Source organism: Nonomuraea sp. NPDC049637, assembly GCF_040675235.1.
GTDB lineage: Bacteria > Actinomycetota > Actinomycetes > Streptosporangiales > Streptosporangiaceae > Nonomuraea.
This window is the reverse complement of the sequence record NZ_JBFAOM010000051.1, coordinates 42099-64613: the sequence shown is the minus strand read 5'-3', so window position 1 is coordinate 64613 and position 22515 is coordinate 42099. Positions and strand designations below refer to the sequence as shown.

Annotated in this window: 13 protein-coding genes; 8 read left to right on the top strand and 5 right to left on the bottom strand. The window is 73.0% G+C overall.

The genetic code is table 11. The features are described from left to right. Nucleotides 1-650 precede the first annotated feature (650 nt). Nucleotides 651-1235, bottom strand: a complete 585-nt coding sequence (locus tag AB0J71_RS42280) for a DsbA family protein (protein ID WP_352328406.1) — start codon at nucleotides 1233-1235, stop codon at nucleotides 651-653. A gap of 71 nt (nucleotides 1236-1306) precedes the next feature. Here AB0J71_RS42280 and AB0J71_RS42275 point away from each other — a divergent pair, with 71 nt between their 5' ends. From AB0J71_RS42275 to AB0J71_RS42260, 4 genes are all read left to right on the top strand, one after another. Then, nucleotides 1307-2191, top strand: coding sequence for a LysR family transcriptional regulator (locus AB0J71_RS42275; protein WP_352328405.1), 885 nt, complete (start codon nucleotides 1307-1309; stop codon nucleotides 2189-2191). 68 nt (nucleotides 2192-2259) lie between these two features. Then, nucleotides 2260-2739, top strand: a complete 480-nt coding sequence (locus tag AB0J71_RS42270; protein WP_352328404.1) for a VOC family protein — start codon at nucleotides 2260-2262, stop codon at nucleotides 2737-2739. A 259-nt stretch (nucleotides 2740-2998) separates the two neighbouring features. Further along, nucleotides 2999-3514: a hypothetical protein gene (locus tag AB0J71_RS42265; RefSeq protein ID WP_364419748.1), complete on the top strand. Its 516-nt coding sequence runs from the start codon at nucleotides 2999-3001 to the stop codon at nucleotides 3512-3514. Nucleotides 3515-3820: 306 nt separating this feature from the next. Further along, a complete protein-coding gene (locus AB0J71_RS42260; RefSeq protein ID WP_364419746.1) occupies nucleotides 3821-4219 on the top strand; it encodes a hypothetical protein in 399 nt (132 codons plus the stop codon). Between the two features lie 115 nt (nucleotides 4220-4334). Here AB0J71_RS42260 and AB0J71_RS42255 read toward each other — a convergent pair whose 3' ends face one another. Beyond that, the gene (locus tag AB0J71_RS42255; RefSeq protein ID WP_364419744.1) at nucleotides 4335-4490 is read right to left on the bottom strand and encodes a hypothetical protein; all 156 of its coding nucleotides are present in this window, start codon (nucleotides 4488-4490) and stop codon (nucleotides 4335-4337) included. Between the two features lie 10 nt (nucleotides 4491-4500). Here AB0J71_RS42255 and AB0J71_RS42250 point away from each other — a divergent pair, with 10 nt between their 5' ends. Further along, nucleotides 4501-4764, top strand: a complete 264-nt coding sequence (locus AB0J71_RS42250) for a hypothetical protein (RefSeq protein WP_364419742.1) — start codon at nucleotides 4501-4503, stop codon at nucleotides 4762-4764. Between the two features lie 111 nt (nucleotides 4765-4875). Here AB0J71_RS42250 and AB0J71_RS42245 read toward each other — a convergent pair whose 3' ends face one another. Further along, complete coding sequence (locus tag AB0J71_RS42245; RefSeq protein ID WP_364419740.1) at nucleotides 4876-5634, bottom strand: MFS transporter; 759 nt, start codon at nucleotides 5632-5634, stop codon at nucleotides 4876-4878. A gap of 180 nt (nucleotides 5635-5814) precedes the next feature. Here AB0J71_RS42245 and AB0J71_RS42240 point away from each other — a divergent pair, with 180 nt between their 5' ends. Next, on the top strand, nucleotides 5815-6792 hold the full coding sequence (locus AB0J71_RS42240; protein WP_364419738.1) for a hypothetical protein: 978 nt from the start codon (nucleotides 5815-5817) through the stop codon (nucleotides 6790-6792). Nucleotides 6793-6832: 40 nt separating this feature from the next. Here the strand turns inward: AB0J71_RS42240 and AB0J71_RS42235 are convergent, their stop codons facing one another. Continuing rightward, nucleotides 6833-10246: a tetratricopeptide repeat protein gene (locus AB0J71_RS42235; RefSeq protein ID WP_364419736.1), complete on the bottom strand. Its 3414-nt coding sequence runs from the start codon at nucleotides 10244-10246 to the stop codon at nucleotides 6833-6835. Nucleotides 10247-10392: 146 nt separating this feature from the next. Here AB0J71_RS42235 and AB0J71_RS42230 point away from each other — a divergent pair, with 146 nt between their 5' ends. Continuing rightward, entirely contained in the window at nucleotides 10393-11538 is a 1146-nt protein-coding gene (locus AB0J71_RS42230; protein WP_364419734.1) for a helix-turn-helix domain-containing protein, read from the top strand. Here AB0J71_RS42230 and AB0J71_RS42225 read toward each other — a convergent pair. After that, a complete protein-coding gene (locus AB0J71_RS42225) occupies nucleotides 11444-15889 on the bottom strand; it encodes a LamG domain-containing protein (protein ID WP_364419732.1) in 4446 nt (1481 codons plus the stop codon). The two genes, AB0J71_RS42230 and AB0J71_RS42225, sit on opposite strands and share 95 nt — an antisense overlap. Nucleotides 15890-16125: 236 nt before the next feature. On the opposite strand from AB0J71_RS42225, the gene AB0J71_RS42220 reads away from it, so the two are divergent. Beyond that, nucleotides 16126-22407, top strand: coding sequence for an RHS repeat-associated core domain-containing protein (locus AB0J71_RS42220; RefSeq protein ID WP_364419730.1), 6282 nt, complete (start codon nucleotides 16126-16128; stop codon nucleotides 22405-22407). The last annotated feature ends 108 nt before the right edge of the window (nucleotides 22408-22515 follow it).

The following is a 22515-nucleotide window of genomic DNA, read 5'->3' as shown; positions in this document are numbered from 1 at the left end:
TCTGGTGACCAGGGTGACAAGAGCCGTATAAACCGAGAGGTTTACGTACGGATCTGTGGGAGCCGGGAGGTGAGATCCCTCCCGGCTACCCGACCAGATCCGGAGTGATCGTTTCCCGATCTAAGCGAATGAAAGCTCGTATGGTTCGGATTCGCCTACGGCGGTCGGGAGACAGTCCGGCGTGGTTCGCTCGGCCGTCGAACGCATGAGCTCACAGTCATGGCCATGTGGCGCGATTCTCGCAGGCGGGCCTGCACGGGGGACGGCCGGCAGAAAGGGCCGCGGGCTGAGCGTCGCTGAGCAGGGTGATCGTCGTCGTGTTGGTGGCGGTCTTGCGGGTTACGGGTGACCTCGGTCGATCGGTCGGCGTATCCCGGGTTCGCCAGGGTGGTGTCGGCACGGGTGTTGGCCGAGTCGTTCACGCCGACAGAGGCCGAGATCGAACGGGCGCGATGCCGTACCCAGGATGAGAATCACCTGCTGGCGCTGGTGGTGTGGTGGAAGTCCTACCAGCGGCTCAACGCGGCGTTGGAGGAGCTGATCCGGCAGCGGTGTGAGCTGCCGGGTCACCCCGCGCTGGACGCGACCGGCCAGCCTGACACGCGCCCGCGCAGGACCGGCTCGGCCGTCACGGGCGCGGCGAGCCCCGATCACGTCAAGGCGTTCGCGACGACGGTCAGCTGGCCGTACAGGGCCTCCTCCGACAGGGTGCCGCCGTGGAGCGCGGGCTTGCGGCCGAAGCGGAACACCGGCACAGCGGTCACCTCCCGGGCCCACGGCACGGTGACCGTCTCATCCCATCGCACGCCCTGCTCGGCGGCCAGGGCACGCAGCACGCCGAGGCTGCCGATGTGGGCGCCGTCAACGAAGTGGGCCTGGAACAGCCGCGCGGTCATGGCCTCGCCCAGTCCCTGGTCGGCGGCCATGGCGATGAGCTGGTGCGCGTGCCGGGTGTCGGCCGTCACCGCTTTGGCGAAGTCCAGCGGAATGCTCTCGGCCGCCGCCAGAGCGTTGACCCGCGCCACCCCGCTCTCGCCGAACCGGGCCAGACTCTGCGCGAGCTTCGACTCGCCGCCCACCGCGCCGGGCTCCACCTGCCAGGACCGGATCGTCAGCTCGACGTGCCCGCCCTCGGCTCGGAAGCGTGCGGCGGCTCGCCGGTATCGGGTGAAGGCCAGGTAGGACCAGATGCAGCTGATGTCGAGGGTGATGTCCACGGGTACGGTGTTCGTCATGGTGTCCAGCCTCGCCACTGCCTCCACCTGCGGCAACGCCCGTTCTCGCAACGATCGCTAACGTACGGGTTATGGAACGGCGTGACATCGAGATCTTCCTGACCCTGGCCGAGGAGCTGCATTTCGGTCGTACGGCGGAGCGCCTGGGCGTCAGCGGCGCCCGGGTGAGTCAGACGATCAAGCAACTGGAGCGCCGGTTCGGTGTCGCGTTGTTCCAGCGGACCAGCCGCCACGTGACACTCACCCCGGTGGGCAGCCAGCTCCGCGACGACGTGCAGGCGGGCTACCAGCGCATCCAGGAAGGCATCGCCAAGGCCGTCGCCGCCGGCCGGGGGTTCGCCGGGACCCTTCGGGTGGGCTTTTCCAGCCCCCTGGTGGGCGAGGCCATCATGGCCGCCGCGCAGGCGTTCCGCGCCCTCCATCCGGACTGCGAGGTGCGCATCCGCGAGGTGCACCTGTCGGACGCCTTCCGCGCGCTGCGCGGCGACGAACTCGACCTGCAGATCACCGAGCTGCCCGTCCGGGAGAACGACCTGTCGAGCGGGCCCGCCCTGCTACGCGACCCCCGCCTGCTGGCCGTCTCCGCGCGGCACCCCTTCGCCCGCCGTACCGACGTCACGGTGGAGGACCTGGCCAGGGACACGGTGCTCGTCCCCGCCGACGCGCCCGCCTACCTGCTCGACGCCCTCATCCCGGCGCAGACCCCCAGCGGCCGTCCCATCCGGCGGGAGCAGGTGCTGACCTCGCGGCAGGAACTGCTCACCCTGGTCAGCGGCGGCGCGGGCATGGCCGTCGTGGGCGGACAGGCCACGCGGTACCACTCCCGGCCGGACCTCGCCTACGTGCCCATCGCCGACCTGCCGCCGATCGAGTACGGCCCGGTCTGGCCGGTGGGCGGCCAGACCAGCAGGGTGCGCTCCTTCCTCACGCTCCTGCAGGCCGAGCTCGATCGCTGACCCAGGGGTTAAGGATCGTTTCGGATCTCGTCGTTGGTGCAGGTCGGCGCGGCGCCCAGGATGGAGGCATGACAACGACGAAGGAGCACACCATGACGAACCCCATCCCCGAGGAGTACAAGGGCGGCGTCCCCTACCTCAACGTGCACGACGCCAAGGCGGCGATCGCCTTCTACCGGGAGGCCTTCGGCGCGGACGTGCGCATCGAGATCCCCCGCCAGGGCGACAAGATCGCGCACGCCGAGTTCCGGATCGGCGACGCCGTCTTCATGCTGCGCGACGAGTACCCCGAGTACCGGTTCCGCAGCCCGAAGACGATCGGCGGCACTCCGGTCAACCTGATGGTCTTCGTCCCGGACGTCGAGACGTTCGCGACGCGCGCCATCGCGGCCGGAGCGCACGTCATCCGGCCGGTGGAGATGCAGTTCCACGGCGATCTGCAGGTCGAATTGGAGGACCCCTTCGGGCACTCCTGGTTCTTCACCAGCCGGGTGGCCCACATGGACGAGGCGGAGCTGAAGGAGACCGCATCGGCGGTGAACCTCTGATCCGGCCGAGCCCCCGTCGCGGCGTCCGCCATCCTTGGCATCTGCGGCGACGCCGGCCTGCACACGCCGTTGTCGATGTTGCGCGCAGTAGGCCTCTGCCCGTACATGGCGATCTACTCGGCGCTGGTGACTGTCAGTCGTTGGCCGTTTACAGTGTGGAGTGATTGCCTGTACGCGTGCACACCCGCAGCAGCCGAGCGGGCCCACGCCGACCATCTTCGCCGGCAGCTCACAGCCGTGCCTGCACGGCTGTGAGCGGTTGACCATCACCTTGGAAACCCTGCACGAGTACGCCGAGGCTTCTGTCGGGACCGAGCGGACGGCGCACGCCCCGGAGCCCGCGATCGAGCCAGACGATGGCGATGACAGCGCAGATCCGGATGCTCAGGAGGCCGCTCCTGCCGTTTCTCCGAAACTGCGGGGCAGCCGCAGACAAGTGGTGATGTTGCTGGCCAGCTCACAGACGGGATTGAGACCACGGGAGATCGTGCAGGCTCTGGGCAAGCCGGACACCCGCTCGCAGGTGGAGACGATGCGGGCATTGCTGCGCCGCCTGACCGCGGACGGATGGCTTCGTCAGCTGGAGGACATGGACACGATCAAGCAGAAGCTCCGACTAACCAGCCTCATTCATTCACCCGTGACGACCACGGACCGCAATCGTGATCACTCACGCAGCTACTTTGATGCTGGGTCAGCTTCGGGAGCGGAGGGCCTTGATGGTGCGCGCGCAGGAGCGGGAAGCGTAGGAATGAGGGGGCCCCTGGACGTATGAATCAGGGCCAGCTCGGGCGCATGGCTTCACGCTGGCAGCCAAGATTCTGGTCACTTTGAGTGGCCATCGGTGGCGTAGCGGCTGCAAGGGCTTCCGACTGTTGCAGCCGGTGTCATACGGGCGGGGCCCGATGAGACAGATCGCTCAACGGACAACTCGCCGGAGTGTAGGGGGGCTGATTCTCCAGGTCAGAGCCTGTATGGCGGCTGGTGCCACATCGGTTTACGGCACTCCGGGATGGGCCTCGTCGCGGACTAACCGCCCACCTGTGGACATATGGGCGGTTATCCTTGGATGATTCCCCTCATGAAGATCAAGAAATTGCTTCCCGCCCTCGCGGCGTCCGTCCTTGCCCTGTCTCTGACCAGCGTCCCGGCGCAGGCGTCAGCCGCGATGGGTTACGTGGTCGCCACCACCGTGGGCGGCGGAAGCGTGTACGGGGAGGCCCACCTCGGCCCGAGCGGCGGGCAGACGTACCTGAAGGTTCAGGACTTCACCGATCTCGGCAACTGGCGCATCAGGGGCAGCATCGAGAAGTACTACCGCGGCGAGTGGGTCCAGGTCGTCGCATGCACGGCCAAGGACACCTACTCGACAACCTGCTACGCGAGCATCCCCGTGGGCACGCTGGTCAGGTCCCATGTGTGGGCGTTCCTCAACAACACCGTCCGCTACCACGGCTACAGCCCCTCGACCCGCGTCTGACGAATGCAGTGCGGCCCCAGCCTCCCGGCGGGGCCGCACACTTCCGCAGTTTTTCTGACCTACTGCCGCAGGTCACGGAAGCCGGTTCGCCAGGACGGGTGGAGGGGGTGCCGGCTCAGGGCGAGCAGCGCGGCGCGGGCCGCGTCGTGGACTGGACGAAGGAGGTCACGGCGTCATCCGCGCGCAGTTCGCCCGCCCGTAGCCGGGCGGCGATGCGGCCATGAGGGGCGTACCAGGTGCCGGGGCCGTACAGGGTGCCGTAGCGCAGCACGACGTGGTCCTTGATCTCGGCGGTCGTGGTCTCCAGCGCGGGGATGCCGCCTATCGTGGTGGCGCACGGCGGGGACGTGTTCAGGTCGAGCGGGGTGGACTCGCCGGCGGGCAGGTCGCCGGGCTCATACGCCCAGGCGATCGACTGGGCGACGAGCCGGTTGACACCGGATTTGTGGGCGGCGTCGACCAGGTTGCGGGTGCCCTCGCGGCGGATCCGGGCGTTGTCGGCCAGGCTGCCGCCGCTGAGCGACCTGGTGGCCTTCCTCCAGTAGGAGCGGGACGAGCGCGCGGCCGATGACGCCGGTCGCTCCGGCGAGGAAGACGCGCACGTCAGCCCCCTGCCGGTATGGGACGGGTGCCGAGACGCAGCAGGATCGTCCCGCTCATCGGCTCGCCGCCCGGGCCGGAGTTCCCACCGGTACGGGGGTGGACGTGAACCGGCGGGCCGAGACGTACAGAGCCAGGAGAGCGAGAGCGACCGCGACGGCCGCCACCACGGCGAGCACGCCCGGGCCACCCGCCACGGCGAAGGCGCCGACGCCCCCGGCCACCGCCTGACCCGCGTAGATCGCCGAGGAGTTCAGCGACATCGCGATGGGACCGGTGGGGCCGGTCGCACCGAGCAGCCGCTGTTGCTGGGCGGGGTTGAACAGCCAGCCGATCAGCGACCAGAGCCCGAGCACCACGCACAGCACCACCACGTGGGTACCGGTGAACCCGAGCGCGGCGAGCACCAGCGTGAAGACCAGCAGACCGGCCATGCCGGCCGCCGAGGCGGCGGGCGTGAACAACGCCGCCGACAATGCGGCGAGAACCCGGCTGACCACCATGACCGGATAGTTGGGGGCGACGGCGGCGAGCAGGTTGGCCGCGACGAAGACCGCCATGGCCACGAACAGCGCGGTACGCCGGTTCCAGTTGCCTGTCAGCACCGCGAGTACGGGAGCGGCCGGCGCGTAGACCGCCGAGAAGATCGTGATCAGTTGGCCGGCCGCGCCGACGCCGACGCCGAGGCTCTGCCCGATCACGGGCAGCACGCCGCTGATCACGAAAGCGTCGGTGCCCAGCGCGAAGGTGCCCAGCGACAGCAGCAGGACCGGCTTGCGGGCCCGCCCTGTCGGCAGTACGGAGTGGAGTTTCATGCTGATGCCGTAGGGGTGACAGGTGTGGGGACCCGGGCGGCGAGGCCGGCGACGGTGACCGTGCGCAGCGAGTCCCGCCAGGCGCGTTCGGCCTCGCCCATCGCGGCGTTGATGAGGCAGGGGCGGACGCACTGTTCGGGTGAGAGAGCGCCGCTGCCGCGCCGGCGGATCTCCGAGCTGGTGAGCCGGGTCCGGGCGCGGCTGGCCGGCGTACGGCTGGAGGCGTGGGACGCCGAGCCCGCGGACGCACCCGGCGAGTCGTGGGCGCCGGCGGGGCGGGTGCTGCTGTGGAGCCCCGGCGGCATCGTGGCGGTCAGCGGCACGGGCTACAGCCCCACCGGGCAGAAACTGCTCCTGGGACCGCCGTGTTTCGCCTACTGGCTGAGCGCCTGCACCGGCCCGGTGCGGAGCGAGCCGACCCCTTGGGATCCTGACGAGGTCGAGGCCGTCGAGGAGAGCTGGCTGCTACGGTTCTGGCCGGCCGCGGACGCCGCGGGGCCCGCCCTTCGGGGGGAGGACGACGACGGATGCAGGGCCAGGATGCGCGAGATCCTGGCGCTCGCCCCCGGGTCGGGGGCGCCGCGGGCGGCGGAGTGGCCGGCGCTGCGTCCGCATCCGCGCCCCGACCCCGCCACGGCTGTCATGCGTTACGACGCGTCGGTTCCGCCGGCCGAGTGGAACGAGCCGAAGGCCGGAGAAGGGCACGCCGACGCCACCGGCCCCGAGCTGGTGCACGAGACGCTGGGCGGCCTGGTGTACGACGTCCTCGGCAAGCTGCCGCAGAACCTGTGGTCCTGGTCGCGGCCCATGCTGGACGACTACGCGAGACGGTTGCGCGTGGACCGGCGCATCGGCCGCGAACTGAACCCCGACGGCGCGCCCACGCTCGTCCTGCCGGCGTCCAGTGTGCGGACGCCGTTCTTCGGCGTCGAGCCGGGTTTCAGCGGGCGGGCCTGGGTGTGGGGAGCCGGTGAAGACGCCTACGCCGACGTGCTGTCGGTCGACCGGGAGACCGTGGCCCGTGACCGGATCCGGCAGAACACCCTGTTCACCGGGATCGTCACCGTCCTGCGCGTGGAGAACGACTTCGTCGAGGTGCGCGCGGCGACGAGGGCGGAGGCCGCGCGAGTGCTCGACGTGGAACGGCTGCGCGGCTGACGTCCCGCGCACCCGGCGGCGAGCTCTTGGGCGCCGGGTGTCACGGCACCGCGAGCGCCCGGAGCACACGGGCCTCTCCCGGACGGTGACCGGTCTCACGGTGCACGGCCAGGGCGAGGTGGCCCTGGCGGACCGCCTCGGCGCGATCACCGGCGGCCAGCGCCGCCTCGGCGAGCACCGTGTACGCGAGCCCCTCCAGCAGGCGGAAGGAGCGTTCGCGGGCGATCAGCAGAGCCTGTCCGGCGAAGCCGGCCGCCTCCGTGCCGGAGTCCGCCGCACCCGCCAGGCCGATGAGCGCGGCCGCCCGGACGGCCAGATGGACGTCGCCGGCCAGGAACAGCGCCTGACGATGGTGCTCGGCGGCCTCGGCCCGGCGGCCCGCGCGCCCGCAGATCGTCCCGAGGCTGTTGCGCGCCATCGCCTCCGACAGGCGGTCGCCCACGTCGCGGCTGACCGCCAGGGCCCGTTCGGCCAGGGACCGCGCGACGTCGTGCTCGCCGAGCTCGCCATGCACCTCGGCCAGGTCGACCAGGCAGGGCAGGAGGACGGCGGACGACCCGGCCGCCTCGGCCCGGGAACGGGCGAGGCGCAGGTGCCGCAACGCCTCGTCGAAGCGGCCGAGCAGGCGGCAGACCTCGCCGAGGTTGCGGGCGATCATGCCGTCGGTGTCGCCGGGACGGAGCCGCAGCGCCCTGGTGAGATGGCGGTGGGCGGACTCCAGGCGCCCCAGCCGGGCGTGGACCGCCCCCAGGTTGACGAGCTTGGGCGCCTGCCAGATCGGCGGGCCCTCGGCCTGGTCGCGAGCGATGCCCTCCCGCAGGCAGCGGGCGGCCTCGTGCAGACGCCCCATCCGCAGGTGGAGGACGGCCAGATTGTTGCGGACGGAGGAGACACCCTCCGTCCAGCCGCCCTGCTCGGCCAGGGCGAGCGCACGGGTGTAGAGCGGCAGCGCCACCGGGTCCTCCTGGAAGGCGTGCGCGTTGGCCAGGGCGAGCGTGGCGGCCGCCCGCCCGGCCAGGTCGCCCTCCTCGAACGCCGCCGCCATCGCCGAGCGCGCGCACGACAACCAGTGCTGCATGGTGCCGGTGTGCCAGAAATGGCTGCGCAGCGCGTCGGTGAGCAGCCATGCCGAGGCCCGGGGGCCCGACCGGGCCGCCTGGTGGACCGCGGCCACGAGGTTGCACTGCTCGGCCGTCAGCCAGGCGGCGGCGGAGGCCGGGTCGTCGAAGGAGCGGACGGCCACGCCCGCGGGCGCCGGGCCGAGCGGCAGCCTGGCGTAGTAGGGGTGGCAGCGGCCGACGGCGGCGCGCGTGTTGAGCAGGTACCAGGTGTGCAGCCGCTGCCTGGCCTCGGCGAGAGCGCCGGAGCTCTCCTCCGCCGCGGCCCGCTCCGAGGAGTACAGCCGCAGCAGGTCGTGGAAGCGGTAGCGGCCGGGCACGTGCTGATCGACCAGGTAGGCGCCGGTCAGCGCGGACAGCTGCCTCCTGGCGACGTCGGCGCCCGAACCGGTGAGCGCGGCGACCGCGTCGAGCGTGAAATCCATCCCCGGCACCAGGCTGAGCAGCCGGAACACCCGGGCCGCCGAAGGGGCCAGCGCCGAGTAGGAGAGCTCGAACGCCGCCTCGACCGCCGTGCCGCCGGTGCCGCCCGTGCCGTCGATCGCCAGCTCTGCCAGGCGGTCGCCGCCGCGCAGGGCCGTCACGTACGCGGCCGCCGTGCCGTAGCCGCCCCGCCGGATGTTGGCCGCCGCGATCCGCAGCGCGAGCGGCAGGTTCGCGCAGAGCCGGGCCAGCTCGGCGAGGACCTCGGGCGGCGTGTGGGCGGCGGCCGCCCCGAGGACTTGCGTCAGCAGGCCGGCGGCGTCGCCGGGGGCGAGCACGTCGAGCCGCGTGATCAGGGCGTCGCCGTGGACGTTGAGCCCCGACAGGTCGTTGCGGCTGGTGACCAGGACGGCGCTGTGGCCGCTGGCCGGGATCAGGGGGAAGACCTGCTCGGGACTGGTGACGTTGTCGAGCACCAGCAGCAGCCGCCGGTCGGCCGTCAGGGACCTGAACAGGGAGACGCGGGCCTCCACGTCGGGCGGGACGGCCCCCGGCCGCACGCCGAGCGCGAGCAGGAAGCTGGTCAGGGCGTCGGCGGCGGTCCTGGCGGCCTCAGGGGAGTAGCCGTGCAGGTTGTAGAAGAGCTGGCCGTCGGTGAAGCGCCGGCGGACCCGGTGGGACCAGTGGACGGCCAGCGCCGTCTTGCCGACGCCCGCCGTGCCGCTGACGACCGCGACCCTGGCCGCCGTGGGGGCCGGGTCGCCGGTGCCGAGATGGGCGGCCAGCTCCCGGAGCTCCCGCTCCCGGCCGGTGAACGTGGCGATGTCGGGCGGGAGCTGGGCGGGAGTGGGCGACCCGGCGGGCAGCGACGGCGGCGGACGCTCCGCTGACCGGCCGCCGCCGGACGTCACGGCCTGATCGGAGGCCACGGCAGGCGCCGGGGGCGCTCCTGGGTCGCGGGGCGCGACGGCCTCGCGGCGCAGCACCCGGGCGTGGGCGTCGTGGAGCTCGGGGCCGGGCTCGACGCCCAGCTCGTCGCGGAGCCGGCCGCGCAGCTCGCCGAACAGCCGCAGCGCCGCGGCCCGCTGACCGGCCCCGGCCAGGGCGCGCAGGACGCGCGCGTTGAGGCCCTCGTGCAGGGGCTCGGCCGCGGCCACCTCCCGCAGCCGCGCCAGCGCCGGCTCGTGCCGCCCGTGGGCCATGGCCAGGTCGGCATAGGCCAGGACGGCGGTCAGCCGCTGCTGGGACACCGCGACCACGACAGGATGGTGGGCGGCCCGCGGGGCGAGACCGGCGAGCACCTGCCCGCGCCACAACAGCAGCGCCCGCTCGTAGGCCCGCTCCGCCTCCTCCGGCGCGCCCGCCGCCAGGTGGGCGGCGGCGCCCGCCACCGTGCCGGTGAAGGCGAGGAGATCGCTCTCGTCGCCCGCCAGCCCCAGACGGTAGCCCTCGCCGGCACGGCCGATCAGCCCGGCGCCCGCGCCGGCCCGGACCCCGGCGAGGAAGCCGCGCAGCCGCGACACGTGGGTGTGGACCAGATTGTGGTAGCTGGCGGGGATCTCCTCGCCCCACAGGAACTCCACGATGTCGGCCATCGTGACGACGTGGCCGGCGCGCAGCGCCAGCAGGCCGAGGAGCCGGCGCTGCATGGGCGGCCGCAGGTCGGCGGCGCACCCGCGCACGCGCAGCGTCAGCGGCCCGAGCAGGCCGACCCGCAGCGCCGGTTCGGGGTCGGCGACGGGCAGGCCGGCGGCCTCCGCCACCAGACGGACCGACCGGGCGCGCGGATCGCGCAGCAGGCCCCGCTCGATGTCGCGCAGCGTGCGCACGCTGACGCCGGCGCGGCCGGCCAGATCCTGCTGGGTGACGCCCTCCCGTTTGCGGTAGGCGAGCAGGCTCTCCGCCAACTTCATGCCGACACGCTACTGCCCCGCGCCGACAGGATCTCCTGACCTCCTTCCGGTACGGTGCCGGTGCCCGCCGTCCCCGCAGGTCATCCGGAGGGTGGGGGCTCCAGGTGGCGTCCAGCGCCCGGCAAACCGGCTCTCCTACGCTCGGCGTGTCGATCGCAGGGGGGATGATGTTCCGGTCCGTGGTGGCGTTCGCCGCGAACGGGGTCAGCTCGTACGGGGTGAGCGCGGTGAGCGGCATCTTCGCCGACCGCTCGTACCTGGGGCTGCCCGCCTTCTCCTTCACCGTCTGCGCCGAGGCCGGCGGCCGGCTGCGGACGGACCTCGGCCTGTGCATGCAGGTGGAGCACGGCCCCGAGGCCATGGACCGGGCGGACCTGGTCATCGTGCTGCCGGCCGGCTCCGGCACCATGAAACTGGGCGAACCGGTCTCCCGGGCCCTCGTCGCCGCCTACCGTCGCGGCGCCGTCGTCGCCGCCTACTGCAGCGGGACGATCCTGCTGGCCGGCACCGGCCTGCTGGACGGACGGCGCGCCACCACCAACTGGCGCCTGACCGGCCTGCTGGCCGACGGCTACCCCAAGGTCACGGTGGACCCCGACGTCCTGTACGTCGACGAGGGACGGGTGGTGACCGGCGCGGGCGTGGCCGCCGGCGTCGACATGTGCCTGCACCTGCTGCGCCGGGAGTACGGCACCGCCGTCTCCAACGCGGTGGCGAGGGAGTCGATGGTGGCGCCGCGCGGCGAGCGCGGCCAGGTTCGGTACGTCCCGGCGCCCTCCGGGGACGCCGGGCACGCCGGGCACGGGGACGCGGGCGGCGACGGCCGCCTGGCCGAGGTGCTCGCCATGACGCCGGACCGGCTGCGGGACGTCCTGACCGTGGACGACCTGGCCAGGAACGCGCTGATGAGCCCGCGCACCTTCGCCCGCCGCTTCCGCGAGGCCACCGGCACCACGCCCCACGCCTGGCTGACCGACCAGCGGCTCGACCGGGCCGAGGAGCTTCTGGAGACCACCGCCCTGCCCATCCTGGAGATCGCCAGGCTCGTGGGCTTCAGCTCGGACGCCGTGCTGCGTGACCACTTCGTCAGGCGGCACGGCATCTCGCCCCGCCGTTACCGGCGCACCTTCAGGGAGCGGGCCGAGGCCGTCCGGGCGCGGCAGACGTCCGGACGGCCAGGGCCCTTCCCCGAGCCCGTCAGTTCTCCTGACCCCAGTCGATCCCGGCAGAGTAGAACGACGTGCCGAAACCGGCTCCGGCCGACGGCGTGCACCCCATCCCCTGGGCGGTGAGCGAGCCGGTCCTGCGGCAGTAGTCGGCCCTGCCGTCGCCGTTCACGTCCGCCCAGGACCGGCTGGCGGCGTAGCCCCAGTCCAGGTTCGCGGAGACGATGTCGGGGCCGAAGCCCGTGCCGGTCGAGGGCATGCAGCCGACGCGGGCGTCGGTGTGGTTCTGCGTGCCCAGGACGCGGCAGTAGTCGGCCTTGCCGTCGCCGTTGACGTCCGCCCAGGCCCGGCCCGTCTCCTGGCCCCAGTCGAGCGGCTGGGAGAGGAACGACGTGCCGAAACGGTCGCCGGTCGAGGGCGTGCAGGCCATCGCCTGGCTCGTGGGGGCGCCCACGCCGCGGCAGTAATCGGCCCTGCCGTCGCCGTTGACGTCGGTCCACGCCCGGTTGCCGGTGTAGCCCCAGTCCAGGTTCGCCGAGACGATGTCGGGGCCGAAGGCCGTCCCGGTGGACGGCGTGCAGGACACGTGGGCGTCGGTGTGGTTCTGTGTGCCGACGACGCGGCAGTAGTCGGCCTTGCCGTCGCCGTTGACGTCCGCCCAGGCCCGGCCCGTCTCCTGGCCCCAGTCCAGCGGCCGGGACAGGAACAGGGTGCCGAACCCGCTTCTGGAGAACGGCGTGCAGGCCACCCGCTGGGCGTCCGCGCCGCCCACCCGCCGGCAGTAGTCGACCTTGCCGTCACCGTTGGCGTCCACCCACGCGCGGTCGGCGGCGTAGCCCCAGTCGGTGTTGCCGGAGTTGACCTCAGGGCCGAAGTCGGTGCCGTTCGAGAGCGTGCAGCTCAGGTACGCGTCGGTGTGGTTCCGCGTGCCGCGGACGCGGCAGAAGTCCGACTTGCCGTCGCCGTCGGCGTCCACCCACGCCCTGCCGGTGTCCTGCCCCCAGTCGAGCGGGCCGGAGGTGACCGTGATCCCGAACCCCGTACCCGTGGACAGCGTGCACGCCAGACGGCCGTCGCCGGCACGGCGGCAGTGGTCCGCCCTGCCGTCCCCGTTGAAGTCCACGCGCCCGGCGACGCCGGGGACGGACGCGCCCGGGTTCGACACCACGCCCTGGAACAGCTGGACCTCGTCGATGTCGCCCTTGACGAAGGCCGCCGCGTAGTTGCGCCCGATCCGCAGCGGCGCCCGGGAGCGCCACGGCTGCCAGGCCGCGCTCATCGGCGTGGTGACCTTCAGCGTGCCGTCCACGTAGAGCCGCAGGTGGCGCTGCTGGGCGTCGAAGACGCCGACCAGGTTGTGGTACTCGCCCGGCGTCACCACCGAGGTGATCGCGAACGTGCCGCCGGACCAGTCGGTGGCGGAGGCGGGGAGCGCGAACACCCATTTGCCGCCGTTGATCGGGTCGTAGTACAGGTGGAAGCCCCCGGCGACGAACGTCTGCGCCCGCCCGAGGTCTGCGTGGCGCACCCACGCCGACACGGTGAACGACTGGTCGATGCCGACCACCGCGTCGGCCGGCGCCACGTAGTCGTCCACGCCGTCCAGCCGCAGGCCGGTGCCCGCGTAGCCGGCGCCGCTCTCCGGGATCTGCGCGCCGCCGTAGAAGGTCAGGTCGCGGTACATGCCGGAGGAGTCGTACGCCGGTCCAGGGCCGACCTCGTCGAAGTGCCACTCGGCGACCTTGGCGTTGATCTTCGGGTCGGCCAGCGCCGCCGCCTCGGTGTCGGCGACCACCCTGTTCCACGCCTGGACCTCGGCCACGGCGCCGTCGAACGACCCGCCGCCGACCTGGAAGTCGCCGGAGGCGTCCCAGGAGCCCGAGGCGGTCGCCGAGCCCTCCAGGGCGCCGTTCACGTAGAGGTGCACCTTCTTGGTCGCGGCGTCGTGGACGCCGGTGAGGTGGGTCCACACGCCGGCCCGCGGGACCGTGGCCGACCTGGCCGTCGCCGCGGCCGCGCCCGCCGCGTCCCGCGAGGTGACGGTCATCGCCCAGCGGTCCGCACCGGCGTCGTAGGACAGGGAGAAGGCGCGGTTGGCGCCGCCGGGCTGCGCGACCACGTCGCCGTCGGCCCCCTTGCGGGCGAGCTTCACCCACGCCGACACCGCGAAGCTCGTGCCGGTGTCCATGAAGTCGGGCCGCGCGGCGCGGTCGTCGGCGCTGTCCAGGCGCAGCGCGCCGCGCGACCTGCCGTCGGGGCCCGGCAGCAGCCGGCCCGGCTCGCCGAAGGACGCGCCGCCCCCCAGCGTGAGGTCGCGCCCGTTCCCGGTGTCGTCGGACGCCGTGGCCGTCCCCTCGGGCTCGTCGAGCTTCCACCTGGCCAGCGCGGGCGCGGGTGAGCCCACGATGAACTGGTAGGTCCGGCGCGGCGACTGGTTCCCCGCGCGGTCCACCGCGATCACGGACAGGGTGTGGCCGCCGCCTTCGGCAGGCGTCCAGCTCACCGTGACCGGCGCGCCGGGCCTGGCGGGCGTGGCGGACTCGGCCGGCGGGTCGGAGAGGCCCCATTTGAACATCGCCACGTCCGGCGAGCTCGCGAAGGTGAACGTGCCGGTCTGTCCCACGCCGCCCGAGACCGTGTCGCCCTCCTGGTAGACGTCGCCGGTCACCCGCGCCGCGTCCGGCCTGACGGTGTCGGTGACGAACTCGCACCTGACGGACTCAGCGCCGGTGGCGTGCGCGTCCGACGCGGTCGCCCAGAAGCTGTAGGTGGCGTTCTCCGCGATGCCGGAGGACGGCGTGACCACCGCGGTCGCGCCCGACGGCACGCCGTGCTGATCCAGCGGCCCCTGCCGGGGCGACCACTCGGCGGGAGTGCCGTCGTCGTGGATGAGCTGCCAGTAGAAGGAGGTCTTCAGGCCCTCGCCGTCCCCGTCGGACACGCGGGCCCGCCAGGTCGGGGTGAGCGTGCTGACGTACGGCCGCGAGGCGCCCGTCGCGCACGCCTTGCCGTCCACCGTCAGGTCGGCGGGCGCGGCCGGGACGATGTTGGTGCTGACGATCAGCCGGGCCGTGGTCGCGTCGAACTTCTTCCAGCCCGCCGACGTGCCCTCGTCGGCGGCCCGCAACCCGAAGGTGAGCCAGCCCGCGTGCTGGCGGTCCGACACCGCCCACGAGGGCAGCGCGAACTCGGTGAACGTCCTGGCGTAGTGGCAGCTGTTGTTCGCCACGCCGACGACCTCCGTCCCGCTCCACTTCCACGCGTCCAGGTCCCACGTCGTGCCGGGGCTCAGCGTCGTCGGGACGGTGTGCAGCCACGTCGTGCTGTCGGCGCACGAGGCCGAGCTCAGCAGGTCGATGGTGAACCGGGCGCCGTCGAGGATCTGCCTGCCCTGGAAGGGCGCGGCGGAGAACTGGAACATGGACCGGTAGCGGGAGTAGGCGGCGCCGTCGTTGCCGTCCGGGTAGTAGCCGACCTTGGCGCACTCGGTCTCCCAGCCGCCTGAGCAGTTGCTGCGGTCGTAGCTCCAGTACGACGTGCCCTTCGCCGCTTCGTTGATCATCGTCCAGTACGTGTAGCCGATGGTCGGGTCGACGTACAGCGGGAAGGCGGCGGCCGGGTCGGCGAGCAGGCGCGGGTCCGGCTTCAGGACCAGCCGCCCTTGCCGCACGCTCAGCCCGACGGCCGCGGTCCTGGCGTCCTCCGCGGGGGCGGCGGCGGAGGAGCCGCGTCCCGAGGAGTCCCACATCGCCGGGGCGTCGGCGGAGAACAGCGCGCGACCCGACCTGTCCACGGCGCGCGGCCCGTCCCAGGTCAGGCCCGACAGCGTGGTGGTCAGCGAGACCTCGCGCAGCGCCGGGTCGCGCGCCGCCTCGCGGGTCCTCACCACCAGCACGAAGGAGAAGCCGGTGCCCAGCGCCGTGGCCACCAGGTCGAGCCCCGGCCGCACGTCGCGATAGGTCGCCCGCGCGCCGTCCACCTCGGGCGCCGGCAGCGGCTCCGGCCAGGAGAGGGTCAGCTCGCCGCCGTCGCGCCCGGCCCGCACCAGCGGGCCGGGCCCGCCGCCCGAGAAGCGCACGTCCGCGGTGGTGGCCCTCGCCGCCAGCGTCCCGTCCGCACCCCGTGTCAACGTGGTGTCCGGCTTCGTCCAGCTTCCGTCGGCGTGCCGCACCCGCTGAGGGGAGGCGTACTGCTCGACGGTGCCGGTCCCGTCGGGGTTGGCGAAGACCTGCGTGGTGGGGGTGCGCTCGCTCTCGACCTCGACCCGGTCGTCGCACGCCCTGGCCATCGCCAGCGCGTCGGCGGCCTTCGCCGCCGACGCCGCGCAGACCGGTTCCTGGGACGGTGGCCGCGCGACGGCGGGTCCGGCGACCATCACCGTGCCCACCGCCGTGCTGGTCACCGTGGCCATCACCAGCGCCACGGCGGCGGCGCGGGCCTTGAGGCGCCGGCGCGGACTGCGTAACAGGGCTGACATTCATCCCCCATCAGTGGCGAAACGTTAGACGTGGCACGCTAACCACCGATCAGCCCAATCAGCCGACTTTGGCTCTCATCACGCGAAAAATGGCGCTCATTAGGCGTTTTTAAATGGTCGAGGGCTCTTGGCGGAAAAGAGCGCTTTTTCGGCAATAAATCTGCTTTTTGTGCTCAATCTCCGGCCGCATGATCGGGAGCATCCCTGCCCGTTCCGCCATGACAAGGATGTGCTCGATGAGACGAAGCCGAAGGTGGGCGTCCGCGGTGTCGGCGACGGCGTTGGCCGCCTCCCTGACGACCGCCGTGATGCTGGACGCCGGAGGCCCGGTGTCGGCCGCCGCGAAACCGCCGGGGGAGCGGGTGGTGGCGGTGCGCCGGCTCGAACCGCCGCCGAAACGCGCTGCGCCGGCGCTGCGGCCCTGGAAGGCAGCGGCGCCCGCGTGGCCGGGCCGGGGCTCGGCCGACGTCACGTTGCCCGCGGCGCCGCCCGCGGCCTCCGCGGCGGAGCGCGTCCCGGCCGGGCAGGCGGTGCGGGCCGGCGACCTTCCGGTGTGGGTCGCGACGGCGGGCGTCGCCGGAGCAGGCCCGTCCGAGGTCCGGGTGGAGACCGTGGAGCGGGGGGCCTTCGAACCGGCGTCCGGCCGGGGAGCACCGGGACGGCAGGCGCTGCTGCTGCGCGTCTCCCGCACCGACGGGAACGCCGCGGCCGCCCCCGTGCGGCTCACCGTGGACTACCGCCGGTTCGCCGCGGCGTTCGGCGGAGACTGGGCCTCGCGACTGCGGTTGTGGAACGTCCCCGGGTGCGCGGACGCGGCCTCGTGCCGGCCCGCCGAGCTGCCCTCGGCCGTCGACGCCCGCAAGGGCACGGTCACGGCCCAGGTGGACACAGGCTCACTGGTCGCGCTGGCCGCCTCCGCCTCCGGAGCCACCGGCGACTACGCCGCCACCTCGCTGTCGCCGTCGGCGACCTGGAACACCGGCGGCAACAGCGGCGACTTCACCTGGTCGTACCCGCTGCGGGTGCCTCCGGGGCTCGGCGGGCCGGAGCCGCGGGTCTCGCTGTCGTACTCGTCGGCCCGCGTGGACGGCCGCATGGCCGCGGCCAACAGCCAGCCCTCCTGGATCGGCGAGGGCTTCGAGTGGCATCCGGGGTTCGTCGAACGCCGGTACGGCCTGTGCTCCAGGAACATGGGCGACGGCGCGAACAACCAGGAGAAGACCGGCGATCTGTGCTGGATCACCGACAACGCGACGCTGTCGCTGCCCGGCCACTCCGGCGAACTGATCAGGAACGGCGACCGGTGGCACCTGCGCGACGACGACGGCATGAAGGTCGAGCGCAGGACCGGCGCGTCCAACGGCGACGACGACGGCGAGTGGTGGGTCGCCACCGCGACCGACGGCACGCAGTACTGGTTCGGCGGGCGCGCGGGCGCGCAGTCGACGCTCAGCGTGCCGGTCTTCGGCAACCACCAGGGCGAACCCTGCCACCAGAACACCTTCGCCGCGTCGAGCTGCCGCCAGGCCTACCGCTGGCAGCTCGATCACGTGGTGGACACGCACGGCAACACGATGCGCATCTCCTACGCCAAGGAGACCAACCGGTACGGACGCAACCTGAACCCGGCGGACGCGGCCGACTACGACCGGGCGGGCCACCCGGAGACGATCGAGTACGGCACACGCGGCCTCGACGACGCCGCGCCGATGCGCGTGCTGTTCACCACCGCCGATCGCTGCCTGTCCGACTGCGGGGTGAAGGACGCGGCGCACTGGCCCGACGTCCCCTTCGACCAGGAGTGCGCGGCAGCGCCGTGCAGGCCGCAGCAGGTGTCGCCGACGTTCTGGACGACCAGGCGGCTGGCGTCGGTGACCACCCAGGTGCGGGACGCCGCCGGGAGCGACTGGCGCCCGGTCGAGTCGTGGGGCTTCGGCCACGCCTTCCCCGATCCGGACGACCGGGGCGCCGGCAACACGGTGACCCCCGTGCTGTGGCTGGCCGGGATCTCCCACACCGGCCGCGCGAGCACCGAGCCGGGCTCGCAGGCGAACCTGCCCGACGTGCTGTTCACCGGCAAGCTGCTGGCCAACCGGGTGGACACCGCCGGCGACCAGTTCCCGGCCATGAACCGCTACCGGATCGGCGCGATCAGCACCGAAACGGGCGCCAGGATCGAGGTCGTCTACGGGCCGCCGGACTGCGTCGCGGGCGCCAGGATGCCCGCGCCGGACCACCTGCACGACCACGGCCTGCGCTGCTACCCGGTCAAGTGGACCCCATCAGGCCGCACCGCCCCGATCGACGACTTCTTCCACAAGTACGTGGTGACGCGGGTGTCGCAGGCCGAGGCGATCGGCTCGTCGCCACGGGTGATCACCGGCTACGCCTACGGCGGCGCCCCCGCATGGCACTACACCGACGAGGACGGCCTGCTCCAGGAGGAGGACAGGACCTGGTCGGTGTGGCGCGGCTACGACACGGTCACCACGACCACCGGTGAGGGCGGCGCGCGCACCCAGGTCGAGACCCGCTACTTCCGCGGGATGAACGGGGACCGGCTGCCGTCGGGCACCCGCTCGGTGCAGCTGCCCGCCGCGGGCGGCGCGCCCGCCGTCGCCGACGAGGACGCGTTCGCCGGCCTGGTACGCGAGGTCGTCACCCGCGACGTGGGCGACGGCGCCGAGGTCAGCGCGACGGTGAACCAGCCGTGGCAGTCGGAGCCGACCGCCACCCGGACCATCGGCGGATCCAGCGTGCACGCCCGGTTCGTCGGGACGGCCGTCACCCGCACCCGCACCGCCCGCGACGGCGGACGGGCGCCCCGCACCACCACCGCGACCACGGAGTTCGACGCCTACGGCATGCCCACCTGGGCCGAGGACCAGGGGGACGACGCGGTCGACGGCGACGAGAGATGCACCGCCACCGAGTACATCCGCAGGACCGACCTCTGGCTGGTCGACCGGGTCTCGCGGGTGCGCCGGTTCGCGATGGGCTGCGCGGCGGCCAAGGCCAAGGCGGCGGCGGGCACGCTGACCGAGGCCGACCTGATCGGCGACGAGCGCACCGCCTACGACGGCGCCCCGGCCTGGGACGGCGCGCCGGCCCCCACCAAGGGGGAGGCCACCCTGGTCGAGACCGTCAAGGAGATCAAGAACGGCACGCCCTCGTACGTGGCCGAGCGGAAGCGGACCTACGACGCCTACGGACGCGTGCTGACCGAGACCGACGCCCGCGGCGCCACGACCGAGACCAGGTACACGCCCGTGACGGGCGGCCCGGTCACCAGGACGGTGACGACCGGACCGCTGGGCTGGCAGACCACCACCGACCTCGACCCGGCGCTCGGCCTGCCGGTCACCACCACCGACCCCAACGGCCGGGTCACCGACCTGGCCTACGACGGGCTGGGACGGCTGACGGCGGCGTGGCTGCCGGGCAACGACAAGGCCGGCCACCGGGACCGGCCCACGATCAGCCACGACTACCGGGTCCGCGCCGACGGGCCGGTCGTGGTGACCAGCCGGCGGCTCAACCAGGCGGGCACGTACGTGACGACCTACGCCTACTACGACAACCTGCTGCGTCCCCGGCAGACCCAGAGCGCCGACGGCGCGGGCGCGGCCGACCGCGTCGTGGTGACCGACACGTTCTACGACGCCGCCGGCCGGGCCTACAAGACCCACAACCCCTACCTGGCGGGCGCGGTGCCGGGGACGGCTCTCGTCGTGCCCGCCGAGGACGTCCCCTCGGCGGAGGTCACCCTGTTCGACGGCGCCGGCCGCAGGAGCGCCGAGGTGCATATGGTCGACGAGTCGCCGGCCAGCCCGAGCGGCCTCGACGAGCGCTGGCGGACGACCTACTCCTACGGCGGCGACCGGGAGGACGTCATCCCGCCCGCGGGCGGCACCGTCACCTCGACGGTGCAGGACGCCGCCGGGCGCGTGGTGGAGATGCGCCAGTACCGCACCGGGCACGCGGCCGGTTCGGCCTCCGGGTTCGTGCGCACGTCGTACGACTTCGACCGCAAGGGGAAGCTCGCCAAGGTGACCGACGCGGTGGGCAACACCTGGCTCTACACCCACGACCTGCGCGGCCGGCTGGTGCGCAGCACCGACCCCGACGTCGGCACGCTCACCCGCACCTACGACGACGCCGGCGACCTGCTCACCACCACCGACAACGCCGGGTCCGTCGTCGCCTACACCTACGACGCGACCGGCCGCAGGACGACCGTGCGCGACGACTCGGCCACCGGCCCCAAACGCGCCGAGTGGGTGTACGACACCCTCGCCAAGGGGCAGCTCACGAAGAGCGTCAGGTACGACGGCCCCGACGAGTACGTCAAGACCATCGGCGGCTACACCGTCGGGTACCAGCCGACGCAGGTGACGTACACGATCCCGGCCGCGCAGGGCGGGGTGAACGGCGCCTACACCTACGTCCACACCTACCACCCCGACGGCTCGCCCAGGACGACCCGGCTGCCCGCCGCGGGCCAGCTGCCCCAGGAGGAGCTGAGCCACGGCTACGACGCCCTGGGGCTGCCCGACACCCTGGGCACGACCAGCACGTCCGGCGGCACGTACGTGACCGGGACGGACTACACCAGCTTCGCGGAGGTCGCCAAGATCAAGCTGAAGAACAACGCGGGCCGGACGGCCGACATCAGCCGCGTCTACGAGACCGACACCCGGCGCCTGGAGACGATCACCACCGTACGGGAGGCCGCACCGGCGGCCGTCAGCCAGCTGAGCCTGGCCTACGACGCGGCCGGGAACGTCACCCGGCTGTCCGACCTGACCAGCGGCGACCACCAGTGCTTCGCCACCGACTTCCTGCGCAGGCTGACCGAGGCGTGGACGCAGACCTCCCCGGCCTGCCCGGCCGCCCCCTCGGCGGCGGCGGTCGGCGGGACGGGCGCGTACTGGCACTCCTACAACTACGACGACATCGGCAACCGGGTGCGGATGGTCAGGCACGGCGCCGCCTCGGGCGACTCGGTCACCACCTACACCGTCCCCGGCGGTGCCCACCAGCTCAGCGCGTCCTCGACCACCGACGGCACGGGCACGCGGACGACGTCCCAGACCTACGACGCCGCGGGCAACATGAGGACCAGGGCGACGGCGTCCGGAACCCAGACGCTGACCTGGGACAGAGAGGGCCACCTGACCGCGGTCCAGGACGCCGCCGGCACGACCGGCTACGTCTACGACGCCGACGGCGAGCGGCTGATCCGCAAGGACCCGGGCGGCACGACGCTGTACCTGCCCGGCCAGCAGATCCGGTACGCAGCCGGAGCCAGGACCGGCACCCGCTACTACAGCCACGGCGGGCAGGTCGTCGCCGTCCGCTCCGGCGGCACGGCGGCGGGCGTGAGCTGGCTCAGCGGCGACCACCACGGCACCACCGGCGCCGCGATCGCCAACACCGACACCCAGGCCGTCGCCACCCGCCGCCACACGCCCTTCGGCGAGCCCCGCGACGGCGGCGCCGGCGCCTGGCCCGCCTCCATGGACCGCGGTTTCGTCGGCGGGACCACCGACGGCACCGGCCTGACCCACCTGGGCGCCCGCGAGTACGACCCGGGCACGGGCCGGTTCGTCTCGGTCGACCCGCTCGTGGACGTCCAGGACTCCCAGCAGGTCAACGGCTACACCTACGCCAACAACAACCCGCTGGCGCTCAGCGACCCCGACGGGCGGATACCCCGCTCCTGCCCCGACGGGGTGTGCAACGACGGGAAGGGCGGCGGCGCCCACCAGAACCGGGAGAACAACCCGGCCGACTCCTACAACCCGCCGGTCGGCCGGGGCGTCAGGGGCGGCCCGTGCGGCGCCCGCCCGTGCGCGCCCGCCGACGGCCAGACGGCGACCCGCCCGCGTGGTGACAACCTGCTGCCCAAGGGCGGCCCGTGCGGGGCGCGCCCGTGCCGCGAGTACGAGCAGGCGCCCTTCGTGTGGCATCCGAAGAAGTACCACAAGACGGTGGAGTCGTCGGGGTTCTGTGACGGCTTGTTCAACTGCGCCTGGGAGGTCGGCTGGCGCGGGGCCGCGGCCACGAACCCCCTCACCCTGGTCGGGCAGGCCACGGCAGACCTGACCGGGACGAGCCTCACCCCCGACTACGTGACGGTGGACGGGAACTTCCCCTTGGTCCCGTCGCTCGTCGGGTACGGGCTGACCGGCGGGATCACGATCAGCAAGTACGGCCAGGTGACCGTCAACGCGCCGCTCGGCTCGGGGGGCGTCTCGGCGCCCGGCGGGAGCGCCCGCATGGGATGGACGAACGTCGCCGACGACAGGGCGGCGGTCAACGGGTTCCTCCAGGGGGCCGCGGTGGGCCTGGGCGGCAGCGTGCCGTACATGCCTCCCCTCGCGCTCGCAGGAGGGATGGTGATCTCCATGTCCAGCCCCGACCAGATGGCCTTCGAACTCGGCGCCGCGGTGCCGAGGGGCAGCGGCGTCGGCCTGGCGTCGACGTACGGCATCGTGGTGTGGCCCGGCTGGTGACCACACCGAGGTGAAGGGCCTCCCCGTCCTTCCAGGGCCTCCCCGTCCTGGCAGGTTCGGGGAGGCCCTGCGGTTGCCCGCCCCTGACCGGCTCCGGACCGTCGGCCC

Bases quoted from the DNA above. Each gene is read 5' to 3' on its own strand.
- AB0J71_RS42220 (WP_364419730.1), top strand. From the start codon at position 16,126: ATGAGACGAAGCCGAAGGTGGGCGTCCGCGGTGTCGGCGACGGCGTTG.
- AB0J71_RS42280 (WP_352328406.1), bottom strand. From the start codon at position 1,235: ATGACGAACACCGTACCCGTGGACATCACCCTCGACATCAGCTGCATC.
- AB0J71_RS42235 (WP_364419736.1), bottom strand. From the start codon at position 10,246: ATGAAGTTGGCGGAGAGCCTGCTCGCCTACCGCAAACGGGAGGGCGTC.
- AB0J71_RS42275 (WP_352328405.1), top strand. From the start codon at position 1,307: ATGGAACGGCGTGACATCGAGATCTTCCTGACCCTGGCCGAGGAGCTG.
- AB0J71_RS42225 (WP_364419732.1), bottom strand. From the start codon at position 15,889: ATGTCAGCCCTGTTACGCAGTCCGCGCCGGCGCCTCAAGGCCCGCGCC.
- AB0J71_RS42260 (WP_364419746.1), top strand. From the start codon at position 3,821: ATGAAGATCAAGAAATTGCTTCCCGCCCTCGCGGCGTCCGTCCTTGCC.
- AB0J71_RS42245 (WP_364419740.1), bottom strand. From the start codon at position 5,634: ATGAAACTCCACTCCGTACTGCCGACAGGGCGGGCCCGCAAGCCGGTC.
- AB0J71_RS42270 (WP_352328404.1), top strand. From the start codon at position 2,260: ATGACAACGACGAAGGAGCACACCATGACGAACCCCATCCCCGAGGAG.